The sequence below is a fragment of the uncultured Dialister sp. genome (genome assembly GCF_937959425.1).
Lineage (GTDB): Bacteria > Bacillota > Negativicutes > Veillonellales > Dialisteraceae > Dialister.
This window is the reverse complement of sequence record NZ_CALGPS010000104.1, coordinates 17,188-35,312: the sequence shown is the minus strand read 5'-3', so window position 1 is coordinate 35,312 and position 18,125 is coordinate 17,188. Positions and strand designations below refer to the sequence as shown.

Genomic DNA, 18,125 nt, shown 5'->3' with positions numbered 1-18,125 from the left:
ATCCTCCTTATTTCACAGCAGGCACGGAAGCATCGGCCACCGACTTCTTGAAAGAATCAGCCAGAGCATCGGCAAAAATGCCGGCCATCGTTTTTGCCTCCCCGGACAGGATGTTTCTCAGGGATACGCCGCTGCCATAACTCTTTACAGGGATATTCTCGCTCTGTATGCCGCCGCTGGAGGCTGCATAGCTCAAAGCATCGTAATAGTTGCCCATGGCATCCACAAGCCCCAGGTCCTGGGCCTGTTTACCGGTCAGAATCCGGCCGTCCGCAATGGCACGCACTTTACTCTCATCCATTTTCCGTCCGTCAGCCACAGTCTGCACAAACTGGTTATAAATATCATCTACCATGGTCTGCACCATTTCCTTTTCCTCCCCTGTCATGGGGCGGTACATGGAAAGGATGTCCTTATGGGCACCGCTTTTAATCTTTTCATTTTTCACGCCCAGCTTGCCCATGAGGTCCTCCACATTGGTATAGTCCATATAAACGCCGATGCTGCCTGTAATGGTGGCAGGAGAAGCGAAAATATAATTTCCCTTGCTGGCCAGCCAGTAACCTGCAGAGGCGCACATGTCTCCCATGGAAATAATGATAGGTTTGCCGCTGCTTCGGATCTTATCCATTTCCTCTGCAATTTCCTGGGTAGCACCGGTGGATCCGCCGGGACTGTTGATACGGACCAGAATAGCCTTGGCCTCCGGATCCTTCCTGGCCGCCTGGAACTCCTTCATAATCTGTTCACTGGTAACGCCGCTGCTTCCGCTTAAAAGCGAATCCGTATCGGGACCTCCATAAATGGGCCCGTCAATGCGGATAACCGCCACATACCCCTGTTTCCGGCTTTCTACAGCACTGCCCTTCCAAAGAGAAGAAGTGCCCGCCACCAAGGCTGCAACGAGGAGAATGATGACTCCCACAAGCATATATTTCCTCTTGGCTTCTATGTTCATAAGTACCTCCTTTTTTTTGATAAGCACCAATCCAAACGATGAAATCAGTACTTCCCTTGATGAAATTATATCACACAGGAAAAGAATCCGTCTTTTTTCTGTACAGAGAAATTCATTTTTTGTCAAAGGAGCTCTTGAATTTATGTACCGTTTCATGTATAATAAGTCATACATGGCCGGTTAGTCAAACGGTTAAGACGCTGCGTTCTCAGCGCAGAGAGTATGGGTTCGAATCCCATACCGGTCACCATTGTAAAAGGAGCACTGAAAGGTGCTCCTTTTTTGTTACTTCTCCCGTATTGTTCCCTTTGCAGTTATTTCGCTTGCAGTATTTATGAAAACTGGGTAAAGGAACAGCCTCGGCAGAAATCATTCCCCAAAGTATAATGTCCCCGCCCATCGTCTTCTCTTTCCTTTCAGAATCCGATGACTGCGCTGGACCAGATGAAGCCTGCACCGAAAGCATCCAGCAGCACCTTGTCCCCTTTTTGGATATTTCCCTTTCTAAGGAAGCGCTGATTAAATCGTTATCGGATTTCATTCTTGTATTTTTATTCAATGCAAGGAATCAGTCGACGCGAATAGCGAGCTATTTAAGGAGACTGATGACGCAGCATTGGATAAAAATACATATGAAATTCGATTCTGCGAATTAATCAGTGCTTCCTTAAGGGCTTCGTCCAATGCGATTCCCACAGACGCAGGCCCTGTATTTCCCAGCCGGTCCAGTTCAATGGGAATCTTATCCATAGGAATCCCCATTTTTCCTGCTATGCAGCGGATAATGCGCAGATTGGCCTGGTGGAAGAGAAAAAGTGAAATTTCCTCCTTACTCAGCCCGGCCTTTTCAAGAGAACGGGCAGCCGTTTCCATCATGCGATGGACAGACCATTCAAATACCTTTTTCCCATCCATCCTCATATAGATTTCTTTATTACGAATAGCTTCTTCGGAAACAGGCTTCACCACACCGCCTGCAGGAATGTGAATACATTTCCAAAACCGTCCGTCCGTGCCCATATCAAAGGACAGAATCCCCATCCCTTCCGAAACCGGCCCTACCACCGCCGCAGAAGCACCATCGCCAAAAAGAATACATACGGACCGATCGCTCCAGTCCAGATGACGGGACAGCATTTCAGAAGAAATCACAAGTACATAATCCACCATGCCGGAAGATACCATTCCCCGGGCAACGATCAGTCCATGAATAAACCCGGCGCAGCCGGAAGAAATATCCATGGCACCGGTATGAGTAAGCCCCAGCTTTTCCTGAACGATACTTGCTGTAGAAGGAATAGGATAATCCGGCGTCCCTGTGGCTACCAGCATGAAACCTATCTTATCCCTTCCGACACCTGCCATTTCCAGCGCTTTCCTGCCGGCAGCCGCAGCCATATCCGATGCACTTTCTCCGTCTTCTGCTATATGTCTTGTATGAATCCCGGTTCTTGTTACAATCCATTCATCATTAGTATCCATCATGGCTGCCAGGTCATCATTTGTCACAATCCTTCCCGGTACATAACTGCCTGTCTGATTTTCTCCATAAAGCACCCCTTTGTAGCAATTTGTAAACTTTTGTATATTATTTCTGTTTACATATATAATCAGTATACACAGGTTAACCGGAAGCAGTCAATATGATTTCCTCTTTATTTTCCGGTGGAAATCCCCCGGTTCATTCAGTATAATGAGAGTAGATTCATGCATATTTCCAAGTCACTCATGCATTGATTTCATACACATCTGTTTGAAAGGAAGGTTATCACTATGCCGCTTGTTGGAACTACTGAAATGTTTAAGAAAGCCTACGAAGGTCATTACGCCATCGGTGCTTTCAATGTGAACAACATGGAAATCATCCAGGGCATTATGGAAGCTGCCAAGGAAGAGGAGTCTCCTGTCATTCTCCAGGCTTCGGAAGGTGCCCGTAAGTATGCAGGCCAGGAATATATCGTAGGCCTTGTGAAAATTGCCCTCCAGGATTATCCTGAAATCCCGACGGCCCTTCACCTTGACCATGGTTCTTCCTATGAAATCTGCAAAGCCTGCATTGACGGCGGATTCACTTCCGTCATGTATGACGGCTCCAAGCATCCTTTTGAAGAAAATGTGAGGATTACAAAGCAGATTGTCGAATATGCCCATGACAAAGGGGTAGTCGTAGAAGCGGAGCTGGGCCGTCTGGCCGGCGTAGAAGATCTGGTCAGCGTAGATGCCAAAGATGCCATTTTCACCGATCCCGACCAGGCCGCTGAATTCGTAGAAAAGACAGGCTGCGATTCCCTGGCCATTGCTATCGGTACCAGCCATGGCGCTTACAAGTACAAAGGTGACCCCTACCTGGACTATGAACGGCTGGAAAAAGTTGGCAGACTCCTGCCGAACTACCCCATCGTCCTTCACGGCGCCTCCACCGTCATTCCGGAATTTGTGGAAAAATGTAACATGTACGGCGGCAAAGTTCTCGGTGCCAAAGGTGTACCGGAAGATATGCTCCGCAAAGCTGCCACCATGGCCGTATGCAAGATCAATATCGACACCGATATCCGTCTGGCCATGACCAGTGCTATCCGGGAGGCCCTCTATAAAGATCCCTCCAACTTTGACCCCAGAAACTATCTGAAGCCGGCTAGAAATGCGGTAAAGGAAATGGTAAAGCATAAAATTGAAGCCGTTCTCGGCTCTGCCCATACCATTTAATACGGTTTGACCACTTCATGTGAATAAAAAGCCCCTGCGCTGATGATGCGCAGGGGCTTTTTGCATGAAATCAATTGAAATTGTAAGCCGTCACAATAGGTATTCTTCCAAGAGTGCTGTCCCGGAAACATTCATAAAAGGAAAGAAAAAGGAAGGAACCGGAAATATTATAAAGATTTCTGTATCCCCTTCCCTGGAGGGCCCGGATGGCATAGTAGCTTCTCTGCCCGCTGCGGCAGTGAAGGTACACCGGCTGGTCTTGAGGAATTTCATCCATCCTTTCCCTAAGTTCAGAGAGAGGAATGTTCAAGCTTCCCTTCAGATGCCCCCTTTCATATTCTCCTCTTTCTCTGACATCCACAATGCATGCTCCCTCTTCTACCAGTGCCCGGACCCGGGAAACAGGCACCTGCCTGTATACGCCTTGAAGAAGGTTCATACCCGCCATGCCTGCCAGATTGACCGCATCTTTGGCAGTGCCGGTAAGGGGCATGTAACAGAGCTCCACATCCCTGGCATCTTCCAGCGTGCCGCCTTTTGAAATCAGGGCCACTGCCACATCCACCCGTCTTTCAGCATCACCTTTGCTGATGCACTGGGCTCCCAGCAGTTTTCCTGTCACCTTTTCATAAATGAGTTTAAAAAAGAGAGGACAGGATCCAGGCATGATGCTCACCCGGTCGAAGGGAATCACCGTCACCGTATCACAGGGAATTCCTGCTGCCCTGGCAGTTTTCTCGTTTAGGCCGGTGGCGGCAGCGTGGTAATCAAAGACTTGAATAGAAAAGGAACCAATAACACCGGGATTTCTTAATGGGCTGCCGCAGATGGCAGACGCCGCCCGGCGGGCTTCCTGCTGGGCCGGCCCTGCCAGGGAGAGCTTTGTAAATCTGTGGGAAAGGGCATGGTGTACTTCCACCGCGTCGCCGGCGGCATAAATGAAGGGGTCCGACGTCCTTCCGGTGCTGTCCACCGCAATAGCTCCTGTTTCTCCCAGCTTAAGACCCGCCTTTTCCGCCAGCTCCGTGTCAGGACGGATACCGATGGCCAGGATGACCAAACCACAAGAAATTTCTCTGCCGGACATAAGGATCACTGAATGATCTGTCACTTCCTTCACACTGTCATTCAGGATGAGATTGACCTCATGGTCCATAAGTTCTTTGTGAAGAATCTGAACCATATCCTCGTCCAGGGGAAAGAGAATCTGGGAAGCCGCTTCGCATACCGTCACCGAAAGTCCCGCAGAAACCAGGTTCTCCGCCACCTCAATGCCGATGAAGCCGCCGCCGATAACCACAGCCCTTTGGCAGGAGGTTTCATCAATCCGCCATTTCAGACTGGCGATATCCTCCACATGACGGATAGTAAATACATGGGGCCCGTCCAGCCCCCTGAGGGAAGAGGGGCGAAGCGGCCTGGCACCGGGGCAGAGAATGAGCCTGTCGTAGGATTCCTCATATATTTCTCCTGTTTCCAGCTTTTTGACAGTGACCTTCTTCTCCTCCCTGTCAATTGCAATGACCTCTTCCCCCACCCTTGCATCTATATGGTACTGCTTACTGAATTTCTCCGGATTCATAAGGATAAGAGAGTCCATCTCCTTCACCATGCCGGAAAGATAAAAGGGCATGGCACAGTTGGAAAAGGAAACGTGACTGCTTTTTTCAATGATAATGATTTCCGCCTTTTCATCCAGCCGCCTCAGCCTGGCAGCTGCAGAGCCACCGCCGGCCACGCCGCCTACAATCACATATTTCATGAAGCACCACCGCCTATTTCTTCAATGCCGCCAGGGTGGCCAGCTTTGCACAGATGCCGATGATTTTTTTGCAGTTACGGGCCCGGTCTTTAGAATGGAACTCCGGATAGGCAATGCAGAGATCCCTGCATTCAATAGTGCCCAGCTCCTTGAAGCACTGGCGGATATAATCGCCATGGCGGGCGTAAATACCTGTTTCGGGGTGATTTAATTCATCCACCCTTTCCTCAAAGGAAGGTTTGGCATAGGGGTTCTTTCTCCCCTTTTCCGAGCCGATAACCACCATACCCGCATTCACTGCACCGCAGGTGTGGCCTGTAGCACCCATTCCAGCGCCGAATCCGGAAACAAGGCCTACAATGTCATGGGGATAGTCAGTAATCCCCAAGTCCAGGAACCCCTGGAGCACACATTCGCCGCAGTTCAGCCCGTGTTTAAAATGCTCCATGGCGTTAACCGATGCCTTCTCCGCCAATACTTCGATTTCCTCATCACTGTACTTCTTAGCCATCATACTCCTGCCTTTCCCGAAGAAAATCTTCGAAATCTATGCTTTATGCACAGGGAAATATATGGAATTTATTGATAGAAAAAGTTCGGGATATAACGTCCTTTAGACACGGAAGGGTCTTAGATTAAAAAGGCCTATTGGGTTGGGAATTTATCGGCGCCCCTCATCATGGAAGGAATCTGCTGCCTCTTTACTGCCGCACCAACTCTTCTTTTGCCGGATTCTTTATTTTTATTATATCATAGAATAAAAACATAGCTAAAAATGGGCAATAAAAAACACCGTCCCAAAGGGAAACGGTGTTTTCTTCTGCCAATTAAGCGTTTTTGGCTGCTTCGCAGATCTTGGTGAAGCCTGCAGGATCATTGATAGCCAGTTCGGACAGCATCTTACGGTTTACTTCGATGCCGGCTTTGGACAGGCCTGCAATGAGCTTGCTGTAGGTCAGGCCGTTCTGACGGGCAGCTGCATTGATACGAACGATCCAGAGCTTACGGAATTCTCTCTTCTTGGATCTGCGGTCTCTTCTTGCATAGTAGAGAGCCTTCATAACCAGTTCGTTAGCTTTTCTGAACTGGGTATGACGGGCACCTCTGTAGCCTTTAGCCAGTTTCAGAATTTTCTTATGTCTTGCATGGGCGGTTACGCCGCTTTTTACTCTTGCCATTCTCTAAATCCTCCTTATTAGCCGTTCGGAAGCAGTCTTGCTACACGTTTGTAATCAGATTTGGAAACCAGTGCTGCTTTTCTGAAGTTTCTCTTTCTCTTCGGGGACTTCTTTTCGAGAATGTGGCTCTTGAAAGCTTTATTTCTCTTGAACTGACCGGATCCGGTTTCGGTAAAACGTTTTGCCGCAGCGCGACGGGTTTTCATTTTCGGCATATCTGTCTCTCCTTTTTATGCTTTCGGGCCAATGACCATAGTCATATTACGCCCTTCTAATTTCGGTGGCTTTTCTCGAACAATGGAGTCACCGAGCTCTTTTGCAAAGCGATCGAGAACTTCCTGTCCCAGTTCGGGATGGCTCATTTCTCTTCCGCGGAACATAATGGTCACTTTGACCTTGTTTCCATCTCCGAGGAAACGCTGGGCATTTTTCAGTTTTACAAAGAAATCATGGTCTTCGATGTTCGGACGAAGCTTGACTTCCTTGATCTGGAATACCTTCTGTTTCTTCTTTGCTTCCTTATCACGTTTCTGCTGTTCGTATCTGTACTTGCCATAATTCATGATACGGCATACCGGTGGACGGCCGTTGGGCGCCACCTCGACGAGATCAAGTCCCTTATCTTCCGCAATGCGGATTGCTTCATGGAGTGTCATGATCCCCAGCTGTTCGTTTGTATCGCTGACTACACGGACTTCTCTAGCCCGAATCTGTTCATTGATACTAAGTTCTTTACCTATTCTTTTCACCTCCGAAAAAGGAATCATTGCAAGTAAAAGGCGGACAGCATACACCGTCCGCCCCGAGTTCATACGTAAACCTTAGTAGCCTGCGCCTTGTAAGGTGAGAAGCGGATGACTTCTGCTTGCAATCAATCACAGGATTAATAATACCTCATAGAGTTCAATCTGTCAAGTCATTTCGTAAAACGCGGTGAGCCAAGCCAATGGTGACTTCATTGAAATGAAGGACGCCAACGCCAACAAAAACAGCTACGCAGAGATGTTCTCTCCAGCGGGCAATACCGATTTTTCCACCTACATTCATACCGATAGCCATAAGCTTGACCTGCTCGATAGCGGATTCCATGGCGCCAAGGACGGAGCCATCTCCAACATGGGTATCAGAAATCACATGCTGCCTCTGGGCAGCCACAATGGCGGATTCGAAAATTTTGGGAAGAATATCCGTAAATTTTCCGCCAAAATTTACTGCTACGGAACGGATGCCCTGGGCTGCCAGTTTTTCCTTCAGCTCATTCTCATCTGCCCTTGTTTCCGACAAAGCCATGCGCACAGCAGCTCTTGCCACATCGGCGCTCTGAAAATCCCTCTGCATATCAGTATTCCCTGCTCTTAATTTCACGAATCAGGTTTGCAATGAACATGGGAACCATCATGGAGCCCCTGTCCCCTTCCTTGCGGCTTCTGATAGAAACGGTATGGGACTCAACTTCCTTGTCGCCTACGATGAGCATATAGGGAACCTTTTCCATCTGGGCCTTGCGGATCTTGTAGCCAAGGGTTTCGTTTGCTTCTTCCACTTCCACGCGGATGTTGGATTCGGAAAGGGTCTTTGCCACAGATTTTGCATATTCCAGGTGCTTTTCGGTAACCGGAATGACCTTAACCTGTACAGGAGCAATCCATGTGGGGAATGCGCCGCCAAAGTGTTCGATAAGGATGCCGATGAAACGTTCCAGAGAGCCGTAGCCTGCACGGTGCAGCATGACAGCTCTGTGTTTTTCGCCGTCTTCACCGACATAGTTGACATCAAACCTTTCCGGCAGCTGCATATCCATCTGGATGGTGCCGCACTGCCAGGTACGTCCCAGGGAGTCCTGTACGTGGAAATCAAGCTTCGGGCCGTAGAAAGCGCCGTCCCCTTCGTTAATCTGGTAGGGAACGCCGGTCTTTTCGATGGCTTCACGGAGAGCATTGGTGGAGATTTCCCACAGTTCATCGCTGCCCATGGAGTTTTCCGGACGGGTGGACAGTTCCACATGATATTCCAGGCCGAATACGCCGTACATCTTCTTGTACATGGCCATGCACTTGATAACCTCTTCCTTCATCTGGTCCTGGGTCATGAAGATATGGGCATCATCCTGGGTAAAGCACCGTACGCGGAAGAGACCGTGGAGAGCACCGCGGAGTTCGTGGCGATGAACCAGACCGAATTCACCGACTCTCATCGGCAGGTCCCTGTAGGAACGCTGCTGGGTCTTGAAATAAAGGATTCCGCCGGGGCAGTTCATCGGTTTGATGGCATAGTCTTCATCATCAATCTTGGTAAAGTACATATTTTCCTTGTAATGATCCCAGTGGCCGGACTGAATCCAGAGCTGCTTGGAAAGGATAACCGGTGTCATGATTTCCACATAACCGAATTCCTTGAACAGTTCTCTTTCATAGTCCATGAGCATATTTCTGAGAACCATTCCCTTTGGATGGAAGAAGGGGAATCCCGGACCTTCATCATGGAAGGAGAAGAGATCCAGCTGCTTACCCAGTTTTCTGTGGTCTCTCTTTTCCGCTTCAGCACGGACAAAGAGGAAATGATCCAGATCTTCTTTCTTGAAGAAGGCGGTAGCATAAATACGCTGGAGCATTTTGTTCTTGGAGTCACCGCGCCAGTAAGCGCCGGCAACTGTCATAATCTTGAATACTTTTACCTTGCCGGTGGAACGCATATGGGGGCCTGCGCAGAGGTCTGTAAAGTCGCCCTGTTCATACATGGAAATTTCAGCATCTTCCGGAAGATCATTGATAAGCATCACCTTGTAGTCCTGGCCCTTGTCCTGGAAGAACTTCAGTGCTTCGTCGCGGCTGACCACTTTTTTTACCAGGGGAATGTTTTCCTTGGCAATCTTAGCCATTTCCTTTTCAATGGCTGCGAAATCTTCCTGGCTGAATACATGGGCAGAATCCAGATCATAGTAGAACCCGTCATCAATAGCCGGTCCGATGGCAAACTTGGTGCCTGGGAACAGGTGCTGGATAGCCTGTGCCATTACATGGGAAGCGGTATGGCGCAGAGTAAAGAGACCTTCTTTATCTTCCTTTGTGAAGAATTCTACTTCTGCTCCGTCTACGATAGGATCACGAAGGTCTGTCAGTTCGCCATTCACCTTAGCCACAATGGCGTCTCTGCCAAGGCTGTTGGAAATGGCTTTGGCTGCGTCAGCAAGAGATACAGCAGATTCAAACTGTTTTTCCTTGCCGTCTTTGAGTTTGATTGTAATCATGCAAATCTTCCTTTCTTCTTTGTTTCCGGGCCGCTGGGAACGGTCATCAGGGAAACTAAGTCATAAAAAAACTTCCGTCCCACTAAGGGACGAAAGTTATCTTCCGCGGTTCCACCCAAATTAAAGCCATAGGCTTTACTCATAAGCTCGTAACGGCAGCCGGCCGGAAGGATTTCAATCCTTCTGTTCAGGAGCGGTAATCCATCCGTCATCATATCTGCTTGCACCAGCCGCAGACTCTCTTAAAAGATATTCGAATGCATCGTGTCTCCGTCATCACGTTTATGAACATACTATAGTACGGCCCGTGCCTTTTGTCAAGAAAATTTAATAAAAAATACGTCGCTATGGGTGCTATGGGTGAGCCCCGTGAAAAGTGAAGTTCTCCGGATCGGTTTGCAAAATCAAAAACAGCCAAAATTTTTGATTTTTTCTCCCTCCCCTGCCCTTAAAAATGCATATATTTTAATCTATGAGACTGGATTCTGAGTTTTTTCAGTTTCTATCGAACTCCCATTTATTTTTTATGGGCGTTTCTATAACTTAATAATTATAATTTACTATCTATATTATAGTATATAGTGCATTAATAGTGCTTATTTTTGTATTATTTTTCTATCAATTGGCAGGCTATAATCATGCCAGCAAATGCAAAGACCCGGGACTTTTCCCGGTGAGGGAAGATGGTACCTCTTCCCTCTTTAAGAGAAAGGACAATTTTATGGATACTCCTGCTATCAATATTTCCGATTTCCTGTCTGTGGGACAGAATGCCATGGCCACCAGGGTCATCTCACATGAAGACGCGGCAGACAACTATTCCAATGATTTTAAAAATCTTCTTGCCACACCCCGCCTCATTCACTGGGCCATCGACGCTTCCATTGAAGCCATTGACCCCTACCTTCCTGAAGAATACGCCAGTATCGGCCTTTCCATTAATTTCGTTCACACCGCTCCTTCCAGCCTGGGCATGACGGTCACCGTACACGCTTCCATCATTGCCATCACCGACAGGGATGTCACTCTTTCCATCAAGGCCTGGGATGAACAGGGTGAAATCGGGCATGGACTTTTAAAGCGTTCCATCGTTCTGAAGAAAACCGTGCTGGATAAAGCAGAAGAAAGGACAAGACTGCTCCTCATCCGTCAGGCAAACGAGCAGATCAGGAACATGAACATATGATGACATTACCGGATAATTTAACAGGCGCACTGATTCTTTCAGTGATTGATTTCTTCCTCAGCTTCATTTTTATTTCCTTCATCGGAGTGGTGCTCCACTTCTTTCCCCTTCTCAATAAGCTGGGAAGCATTTCTGAACGAAAGGACTGACTTTCATGGATTCTCTCATGAGCACCCTCTTAACAGAGCTTTTTTACCAGACCGGCCTTTCTGACCTGTCTCTGGGAAATCTTATCATGATTACCGCAGGCCTGGTACTGCTGTACCTGGGCATTGTAAAGAAATACGAACCCTTCCTGCTGGTGGGCATCGGTTTTTCCTGCATTGTGGCTAATGTGCCCGGTTCAACCCTCACTTCTGACGGCGGCCTTTTCTGGTATGCCTACCAGGGAGTGGAAAAACTCATCCTTCCTCCCCTCATTTTTCTGGGCGTAGGCGCCATGACGGACTTCGGCCCCATGATTGCCAATCCCAGCCTTGTCATCCTTGGTGCTGCTGCCCATCTGGGCATTTTCGTAGCCCTCATCGGAGCCCAGCTTCTGGGCTTCAACCTGGGAGAAGCTGCTTCCATCGGTATTATCGGCGGCGCCGACGGCCCCATGGCCATTTACACTACCATGAAACTGGCTCCCCACCTGCTGCCACAGATTTCCGTAGCTGCCTATTCCTATATGGCCCTCATGCCCCTCATCCAGCCGCCTATTATGAAGCTTCTCACCACGAAAGAAGAAAGAAACGTGATGATGAAACAGCCCCGCTTTGTATCCCGGCTTGAAAAAATCGCCTTTCCCATTGTCATGGCTTTCATAGTCAATCTGTTCCTGCCGCCGGTGGCACCGCTCATTACCATGCTTATGCTGGGAAATCTGCTCCGTGAGTGCCTGGCAGTGACCAAACTGGCAGAAACTGCTTCCAACGCCCTGCTGAACATTGTCACCCTGGTACTTACCGTAGCCATCGGCTCCACCATGGCAGCAGATACCTTTCTCACCGGAAGCACCATCCTCATCATCGCCCTTGGCCTTATCGCCTTTGCCTTCGGCACCGGCTCCGGCGTAGTTTGTGCCAAAATCATGAACCGTCTTTCCGGCGGACGGATTAACCCTCTTATCGGCTCTGCCGGTATCGCCTCCGTTCCCATTGCCGCCCGGGTATCCCACCTGGTGGGACAGAGAGAAAACAGAAGGATTTTCCTCCTCATGCATGCCATGGGGCCGAACCTTTCCGGCGTATTCGGTACCGCCATTTCCGGCGGCATTATGCTGGCTCTCCTGGCAAAATAATCAAATACATTGAAGATATAAAAAGCATTGAAGAAATAAACCATTTCCTCAATGCTTTTTGACTGCTATATTTCATAATAAATCATAGAGAACTTTCACCACATCCCGTGCGCTGTCAGGATGGACATCGCCGCAGGAGGCAGCCATCCGGCTCCTGACATCCGGATTTCTTAAAATACGGCGTGCCGTTTCCGCCAGTTCTCCTCTCTTCACCCATTCCGCACAGCCCTGCTTCTTCATGTGAAGGGCATTGGCCCTTTCCTGCCCGGGCAGCGTATTGACAAGAACCATGGGAAGGTGCATCACCATAGCTTCCGTACAGGTCAGAGCCCCCGGCTTGGTCACGAGGATTTCACTTCTGGCCATGATTTCAGCCACCTTATTGGTATAGCTGTGCAGCTCTACGGGATGGTGAAGTTTATCGGAAAGAGCCGCTACTTTTTCGTAAAGGTCGATATTTTTCCCGGTAATGACGATAAATTTGGAGATTTCCTCCACTTCATCGAGCCGGATAATATTATCCACCACATTTCCAAGCCCCAGACCGCCGCCCATCACAAGAACCGCTCCTTTTTCAAAAGGCTTCTTTTGGGCAGCCTTCTCATAAAAAGAGCGGCGTACCGGAATGCCGGTGACATGGATCATATAGCCCGGTACATCATAGCTCTCCATAAGTGTTTTTAAATCGGGAGTGGCCACGCAGAATCCATCCAGATGATGATCCACCCAGAGCTGATGAATATCAAAGTCCGTAATTACGCCAAGGAGGGGTACACTGATTTTCCCCTCTGCCTTCAACAGATCCGCTGCCCCTGCAGGAAAAGGATGGGTGAAAATCACGGCGTCCGGCTTCAGTGTGCTCACCAGATTTTTCATTCGCCTTTTAAAGGTGAGAGAAAGCATGTACTGGGATGCTTTCCCAAACTGGCTGTTTTGGGAATCGCTGTACAAATGGTCATACATGGAAGGAAATACATCGATCATTTTCAGATAGGTATCTTTAATGATGTGATCCACCGACAGTTTATTATTGGAAACGAAATCAAGAACGCTGACGGAGTCGGAGGGATGGGTAGACTGGATGGCCTCCGCAATGGCTCTGGCTGCCTGGCTGTGTCCGGTTCCTATGCTGGCTGTCAAAATAATAAACTTACGCGGTTTGTCCCACATGGCAGTACCCCTTTTCTTTACTCTACCCATAAATTATATCATAGCCGGCGGCAGGCGTGTACATTTCGATGAAAGAAAAGTAAGTCCCCAGCGGTATCAGTGCTTCCCTGACAACAATAAAAAAATACCTCCCGCAAAGGAGGTATTTTTTATTGTTGAAATCAGCGATTTCCCAGATGAGCATCGAACATGAAGAGCAGTCCTTCGCAGCCTTTAGCCTTTTCAAAGCCTGCCACATTGTCACGGGCATTCACTTCTTCTTCAATCTGTTCAGTAATAAACCACTGGAGGAATACTTCGGTTTCCAGGTCTCCTTCTTCACGAGCCATCTTGAAGAGGCTGCGGATGGATTCAGAAACCGCTTCTTCATGGGCCAGGGAATCCTTAGCCACATCCAGAGGATTGTCGTAATGTTTCTTTACACCCTCTACGGAGTCAAAGTCTACAACTCCATCTCTGTCTTCCACATAGGCAATGATTTTGAAAGCATGTTCTCTTTCTTCTTCATACTGCTTGTCCAGCCATTTAGCATAGCCGTTAAGAGCAAGGTTCTTCATGTCATGGGACATGGCGCGATATAAATAACCGGAAGCAAGTTCCATATTGATCTGCTGATTCAGTGCTTTTAAGAGTTTTTCAGATAATTTCATAAGAATCTCTCCTTTTCGTCCACACATTTTAGAGTTCATCATCGAACCCCTTCGATATTTATATTATAGCATAGAGATTTATCGAAGTAAAGGGAATTAAAAATATTTTTTATACACCCATCAACGGCTATGATATAAAAAACGCGGCATTCCTTTTTGAGAATGCCGCGTTTTACAATTTTATTTGACTTCTGCCGCTTTTTCCATGGCTTTTTCTGCTGCCTTGATGGTCTTTTCAATGTCTTCGTCACTGTGGGCATAGGACATGAAGAGTGTTTCAAAGGGAGAAGGTGCCAGATAGATGTGCTGGTCAAGCATGGAAAGGAACCAGGCTTTGAACCGGGCTGCATCGGCTTCACAGGCATCCTTATAGTTAAGGACATCTTTGTCGGAGAAGAAAATACCGAACATGGAACCGGACTGATGGCATACAAGAGGTACACCTGCTTTGTCCGCAGCCTGTTTCCAGCCTGCAAGGAGGTCTTTCGTTTTCTTTTCCAGAATTTTGTCGAAGTCCGGAATGGCCATCATCTGCTTCAGGGTTTCGATGCCTGCCGTTACTGCCAGGGGGTTCCCGGACAGGGTGCCTGCCTGATAAACAGAACCGTCAGGCGCAATGCAGTTCATAATTTCCCTTCTGCCGCCGTAAGCTGCTGCCGGAAGTCCGCCACCGATAATTTTGCCAAGGCAGGTCATATCGGGATGAATATGGTAACGGGCCTGGGCACCGTGGAAGGAGGTACGGAAGCCGCACATCACTTCATCGAAAATAAGGACGGTGCCGTGTTTTTCCGTTTCTTTGCGGAGGGTTTCCAGGAAACCTTCCACCGGCGGTACGCAGCACATATTGCCTGCTACCGGTTCCACAATGACAGCAGCGATTTCATCACCCTTTTCGTCCATCATCTTTGTAAAGGCAGGAATGTCGTTATAGGGAACTACCAGGGTGTCCTGGGCCGTTCCCTTTGTAACGCCTGCACTGTCAGGACTGCCGAAGGTGGCAGCGCCGGAGCCGGCTTTCACCAGAAGGCTGTCCCCATGACCATGGTAGCAGCCTTCAAATTTCAGGATTTTATCTCTTCCCGTATAGCCCCGGGCAGCTCTTAAGGCGCTCATGGTAGCTTCAGTACCGGAGTTGACCATACGCATTTTTTCAATGGAGGGATACACCTGGTGAATCAGTTCTGCGATTTCCGTCTCCATCAGTGTAGGAGCACCATAGCTGGTGCTTCTTTCCGCTGCTTTCTGGATGGCTTTAATCACCGCCGGATGGGCATGGCCCAGCACCATGGGCCCCCAGGAGCCTACGTAGTCAATGTACGTATTTCCGTCAATATCGGTAATATGGGAACCGTGGGCTTCCCTGATGAAGGGCGGCGGGCATCCCATGTGGGGATAGGAGCGGACAGGACTGTTCACTCCACCGGGCATGTATTTTCTTGCTTCTTCGAAGGCGACTTTGGACTTGGTAAGGTCGATCATTTCCCTGCCTCCTCCTTCATCCATTTAGCCACATCAGGAGCATGGTAGGAAATAATGATATCTGCGCCGGCCCGTTTCATGCAGAGGAGGGATTCCATAACGATTCTCTTCTCATCAATCCAGCCTTTGGCAGCCGCTGCTTTGACCATGGCATACTCGCCGGATACGTTGTAGGTAGCCACAGGACGGTTGATATGATCCCTTACCTGACGAACAATATCCAGATAAGCCAGGGCCGGTTTCACCATAATAATGTCGGCTCCTTCTTCCATATCCAAGTCCACTTCCTTCATGGCTTCCCGGCTGTTGGCAGGATCCATCTGGTAGCCTCTGCGGTCGCCGAACTGGGGAGCAGAGTCAGCTGCATCACGGAAGGGTCCGTAATAGCCGGAAGCGTATTTCACGGCATAGGACATAATGGATACATCGTGGAGATCATTGGCATCCAGTGTTTCGCGGATCTTTGCCACACGGCCGTCCATCATATCCGAGGGAGCCACAATGTCAGCGCCACATTCAGCCTGGGACAGTGCTACTTTAGCCAGAAGTTCCAGGGTGGGGTCGTTATCCACTTCATGGCCTTTCAGCTGACCGCAGTGGCCGCTCTTTGTGTACTGGCAGAGGCAGACATCCCCAACAATAACAAGGTCCGGCACCGCTTTCTTAATAGCGCGGATGGCACGCTGCACAGGGCTTGTCATATCCCAGGCAGAGGAGCCGATATCATCTTTATATTCAGGGAGTCCGAATACTTCCACTGCCGGAATGCCCAGCTTGTAAATTTCTTCTGCCACTTTAACCGCATTATCTACAGAAAGATGGTACTGTCCGGGCATACTGGGGATTTCTTCCTTAATATTGGTACCGGGAACAACGAAAATAGGATAGACGAAATCGTTCAGTTCCAGAGAGTTTTCTCTGACCATGGAGCGGATAGCTTCCGTTTTTCTCAATCTTCTTGGACGAAGTGTGTTTAATTTCATTTCTTTTCGACTCCTTTTTCAATTGCATTGACAAGGCCATCAATCGTATAGACATCAGAAATGATGGATGGTTCTAAATGATATTTACGGCATGTAGCAGCTGTAATAGGTCCGATGCACGCCAGTGTAACTCCCTCCAGAAGTTCCGTCTTTCCGTCGATCTGGTTCATGAGATTGTATACGGTGGAGGAACTGGTAAAGGTAATGATGTCGGCGCCGTGATTTTGGAGAACTTCCAGCAGCTCTTCCCGATGGGCCGTGTCCGGTTCGGTGCGATAGGCTTCCGCCACATCCACCCGGCACCCCAGATTCCGAAGCCCTTCAGGGAGGACGCTTCTGGCCACTTTGGCTCTGGGAATGAGAACCTTTTCATAGCCCTTCAGCAGAGGCTTCATCTCTGCCAGCAGGTTTTCAGCTTTGTATTCCTTCGGCACGCAGTCTGCATGGAGACCGTGACGGGTCAGCTGGCGGGCCGTAGCCGGTCCGATAGCACCGATTTTCATGTGCCCCAGGGCACGGGTATCCTTCCCCGATTCATAAAGGCGGCGGAAGAAAGAATCCACACCGTTCTGGCTGGTGAAGATAAGCCAGTCATACATTTCAAGACGATCCAGTGCTTCGTCCATGCCTTTGAAATCATCGGAAGGGCCTTTAATGGCAATGGTTGGAATTTCCATAGTCTCCGCACCCTTTTGGTCCAGCACATCCACCAGACGGGACGCCTGGCTCCGGGAGCGGGTGACGATAATCCGTTTTCCAAAGAGGGGCCGGTTATCAAACCAGCGCATTTCGCTGCGCAGATTAACCACATTTCCAACTACAAAGACTGCCGGCGGCTTGATCCCCATTTTTTTAACATCCTCTGCCGCCTTTCCAAGGGTAGTGGTATAGGTTTCCTGATAGGGACGGGTGCCCCAGCGCACAAAAGCGGCCGGTGTGTCGGCGCTTCTGCCGTATTTCATGAGCTGGGATGCAATGAGAGCAGTATGGCCTACGCCCATGAGGAAAATCAGGGTATCCACGCCGCCGGCCAGCTTATCCCAGTGAATGGAGGACTTATCCTTGGTAGGATCCTCATGGCCCGTAATCACCGCAAAGGAAGCGGCCACGCCGCGATGGGTGACCGGAATGCCTGCATAGGCGGGAGCCGCAATGGCACTGGTAATGCCTGGCACTTCTTCAAAATCAACGCCCGCTTCGCGGAGTACCTCGATTTCCTCTCCTCCTCTGCCAAAAACGAAAGGATCTCCGCCTTTGAGACGGGCCACAATCTTTCCTTCCTTTCCCTTTTTCGCCAGAAGAAGGCTGATTTCATGCTGCTTCATGGTATGGCAGCCGGCTTTCTTGCCTACATACACATATTCTGCATCCGGCCGGGCATAGCGAAGGAGCCGCCTGTCCGCCAGATAGTCACCTACGATGATATCCGCTTCTTCCAGGCACCGCTTCCCTTTCAGTGTCAGAAGTTCCGGATCTCCCGGGCCTGCGCCGATTAAATACACTTTCCCTTTTTTCATGAAA

Annotated in this window: 19 protein-coding genes, 1 tRNA gene and 1 other annotated feature; of the genes, 5 read left to right on the top strand and 15 right to left on the bottom strand. The window is 49.1% G+C overall.

Going from position 1 to position 18,125, the window contains the following annotated elements; genetic code table 11:
• Positions 1 to 7 precede the first annotated feature (7 nt).
• Positions 8 to 958 (bottom strand): signal peptide peptidase SppA, encoded by a 951-nt coding sequence (sppA, locus tag Q0482_RS04435; RefSeq protein WP_299143872.1) that lies wholly within the window; start codon positions 956 to 958, stop codon positions 8 to 10.
• A 174-nt stretch (positions 959 to 1,132) separates the two neighbouring features.
• On the opposite strand from sppA, the gene Q0482_RS04430 reads away from it, so the two are divergent.
• Positions 1,133 to 1,208 (top strand) — tRNA-Glu (locus Q0482_RS04430).
• Positions 1,209 to 1,374: 166 nt separating this feature from the next.
• Here Q0482_RS04430 and Q0482_RS10015 read toward each other — a convergent pair.
• Together Q0482_RS10015 and Q0482_RS04420 are read right to left on the bottom strand one after the other, a co-directional pair.
• Positions 1,375 to 1,434 carry a hypothetical protein gene (locus tag Q0482_RS10015; RefSeq protein WP_366517985.1) on the bottom strand — a complete coding sequence of 20 codons (60 nt, stop codon included), beginning with the start codon at positions 1,432 to 1,434 and terminating at the stop codon, positions 1,375 to 1,377.
• A gap of 79 nt (positions 1,435 to 1,513) precedes the next feature.
• The gene (locus tag Q0482_RS04420; RefSeq protein ID WP_299143865.1) at positions 1,514 to 2,515 is read right to left on the bottom strand and encodes a beta-ketoacyl-ACP synthase III; all 1,002 of its coding nucleotides are present in this window, start codon (positions 2,513 to 2,515) and stop codon (positions 1,514 to 1,516) included.
• Positions 2,516 to 2,731: 216 nt separating this feature from the next.
• Here Q0482_RS04420 and fba point away from each other — a divergent pair, with 216 nt between their 5' ends.
• Positions 2,732 to 3,664 carry a class II fructose-1,6-bisphosphate aldolase gene (fba, locus tag Q0482_RS04415; RefSeq protein ID WP_299143863.1) on the top strand — a complete coding sequence of 311 codons (933 nt, stop codon included), beginning with the start codon at positions 2,732 to 2,734 and terminating at the stop codon, positions 3,662 to 3,664.
• 70 nt (positions 3,665 to 3,734) lie between these two features.
• Here the strand turns inward: fba and Q0482_RS04410 are convergent, their stop codons facing one another.
• The 7 genes from Q0482_RS04410 to thrS all read right to left on the bottom strand — a co-directional run bounded on the left by Q0482_RS04410 (position 3,735) and on the right by thrS (position 9,851).
• On the bottom strand, positions 3,735 to 5,426 hold the full coding sequence (locus Q0482_RS04410; protein ID WP_299143860.1) for an FAD-dependent oxidoreductase: 1,692 nt from the start codon (positions 5,424 to 5,426) through the stop codon (positions 3,735 to 3,737).
• A 13-nt stretch (positions 5,427 to 5,439) separates the two neighbouring features.
• On the bottom strand, positions 5,440 to 5,940 hold the full coding sequence (locus tag Q0482_RS04405; RefSeq protein WP_299143857.1) for a C-GCAxxG-C-C family protein: 501 nt from the start codon (positions 5,938 to 5,940) through the stop codon (positions 5,440 to 5,442).
• A gap of 313 nt (positions 5,941 to 6,253) precedes the next feature.
• Positions 6,254 to 6,604, bottom strand: coding sequence for a 50S ribosomal protein L20 (gene rplT / locus Q0482_RS04400; RefSeq protein ID WP_298025557.1), 351 nt, complete (start codon positions 6,602 to 6,604; stop codon positions 6,254 to 6,256).
• Positions 6,605 to 6,621: 17 nt separating this feature from the next.
• Positions 6,622 to 6,819 carry a 50S ribosomal protein L35 gene (gene rpmI / locus Q0482_RS04395; RefSeq protein ID WP_008858952.1) on the bottom strand — a complete coding sequence of 66 codons (198 nt, stop codon included), beginning with the start codon at positions 6,817 to 6,819 and terminating at the stop codon, positions 6,622 to 6,624.
• A gap of 15 nt (positions 6,820 to 6,834) precedes the next feature.
• Positions 6,835 to 7,371: a translation initiation factor IF-3 gene (infC, locus tag Q0482_RS04390; protein WP_298025556.1), complete on the bottom strand. Its 537-nt coding sequence runs from the start codon at positions 7,369 to 7,371 to the stop codon at positions 6,835 to 6,837.
• 136 nt (positions 7,372 to 7,507) lie between these two features.
• Positions 7,508 to 7,942, bottom strand: a complete 435-nt coding sequence (locus tag Q0482_RS04385; RefSeq protein ID WP_299143853.1) for a HutP family protein — start codon at positions 7,940 to 7,942, stop codon at positions 7,508 to 7,510.
• Between the two features lies 1 nt (position 7,943).
• Positions 7,944 to 9,851: a threonine--tRNA ligase gene (gene thrS, locus Q0482_RS04380; protein WP_299143850.1), complete on the bottom strand. Its 1,908-nt coding sequence runs from the start codon at positions 9,849 to 9,851 to the stop codon at positions 7,944 to 7,946.
• 82 nt (positions 9,852 to 9,933) lie between these two features.
• Positions 9,934 to 10,137 (bottom strand) — a binding site (T-box leader).
• 336 nt (positions 10,138 to 10,473) lie between these two features.
• On the opposite strand from thrS, the gene Q0482_RS04375 reads away from it, so the two are divergent.
• The 3 genes from Q0482_RS04375 to Q0482_RS04365 are packed head-to-tail and all read left to right on the top strand — an operon-like array spanning position 10,474 to position 12,319.
• Complete coding sequence (locus Q0482_RS04375; protein WP_299143847.1) at positions 10,474 to 11,037, top strand: hypothetical protein; 564 nt, start codon at positions 10,474 to 10,476, stop codon at positions 11,035 to 11,037.
• Positions 11,034 to 11,186 carry a hypothetical protein gene (locus tag Q0482_RS04370; protein WP_291057545.1) on the top strand — a complete coding sequence of 51 codons (153 nt, stop codon included), beginning with the start codon at positions 11,034 to 11,036 and terminating at the stop codon, positions 11,184 to 11,186. Before Q0482_RS04375 ends, Q0482_RS04370 begins: the two co-directional genes overlap by 4 nt.
• A gap of 17 nt (positions 11,187 to 11,203) precedes the next feature.
• Entirely contained in the window at positions 11,204 to 12,319 is a 1,116-nt protein-coding gene (locus Q0482_RS04365) for a sodium ion-translocating decarboxylase subunit beta (protein WP_366517984.1), read from the top strand.
• A 72-nt stretch (positions 12,320 to 12,391) separates the two neighbouring features.
• Here Q0482_RS04365 and Q0482_RS04360 read toward each other — a convergent pair whose 3' ends face one another.
• From Q0482_RS04360 to cobA, 5 genes are all read right to left on the bottom strand, one after another.
• A complete protein-coding gene (locus Q0482_RS04360) occupies positions 12,392 to 13,489 on the bottom strand; it encodes a glycosyltransferase (protein WP_299143841.1) in 1,098 nt (365 codons plus the stop codon).
• 161 nt (positions 13,490 to 13,650) lie between these two features.
• Positions 13,651 to 14,139 carry a ferritin gene (locus Q0482_RS04355; protein WP_299143838.1) on the bottom strand — a complete coding sequence of 163 codons (489 nt, stop codon included), beginning with the start codon at positions 14,137 to 14,139 and terminating at the stop codon, positions 13,651 to 13,653.
• 180 nt (positions 14,140 to 14,319) lie between these two features.
• Positions 14,320 to 15,621, bottom strand: a complete 1,302-nt coding sequence (hemL, locus tag Q0482_RS04350; protein ID WP_299143934.1) for a glutamate-1-semialdehyde 2,1-aminomutase — start codon at positions 15,619 to 15,621, stop codon at positions 14,320 to 14,322.
• Positions 15,618 to 16,604: a porphobilinogen synthase gene (gene hemB / locus Q0482_RS04345; protein WP_299143835.1), complete on the bottom strand. Its 987-nt coding sequence runs from the start codon at positions 16,602 to 16,604 to the stop codon at positions 15,618 to 15,620. The genes hemL and hemB overlap by 4 nt, the downstream gene beginning before the upstream one ends.
• Positions 16,601 to 18,121 carry a uroporphyrinogen-III C-methyltransferase gene (gene cobA / locus Q0482_RS04340; protein ID WP_299143833.1) on the bottom strand — a complete coding sequence of 507 codons (1,521 nt, stop codon included), beginning with the start codon at positions 18,119 to 18,121 and terminating at the stop codon, positions 16,601 to 16,603. The genes hemB and cobA overlap by 4 nt, the downstream gene beginning before the upstream one ends.
• Positions 18,122 to 18,125: the final 4 nt, after the last annotated feature.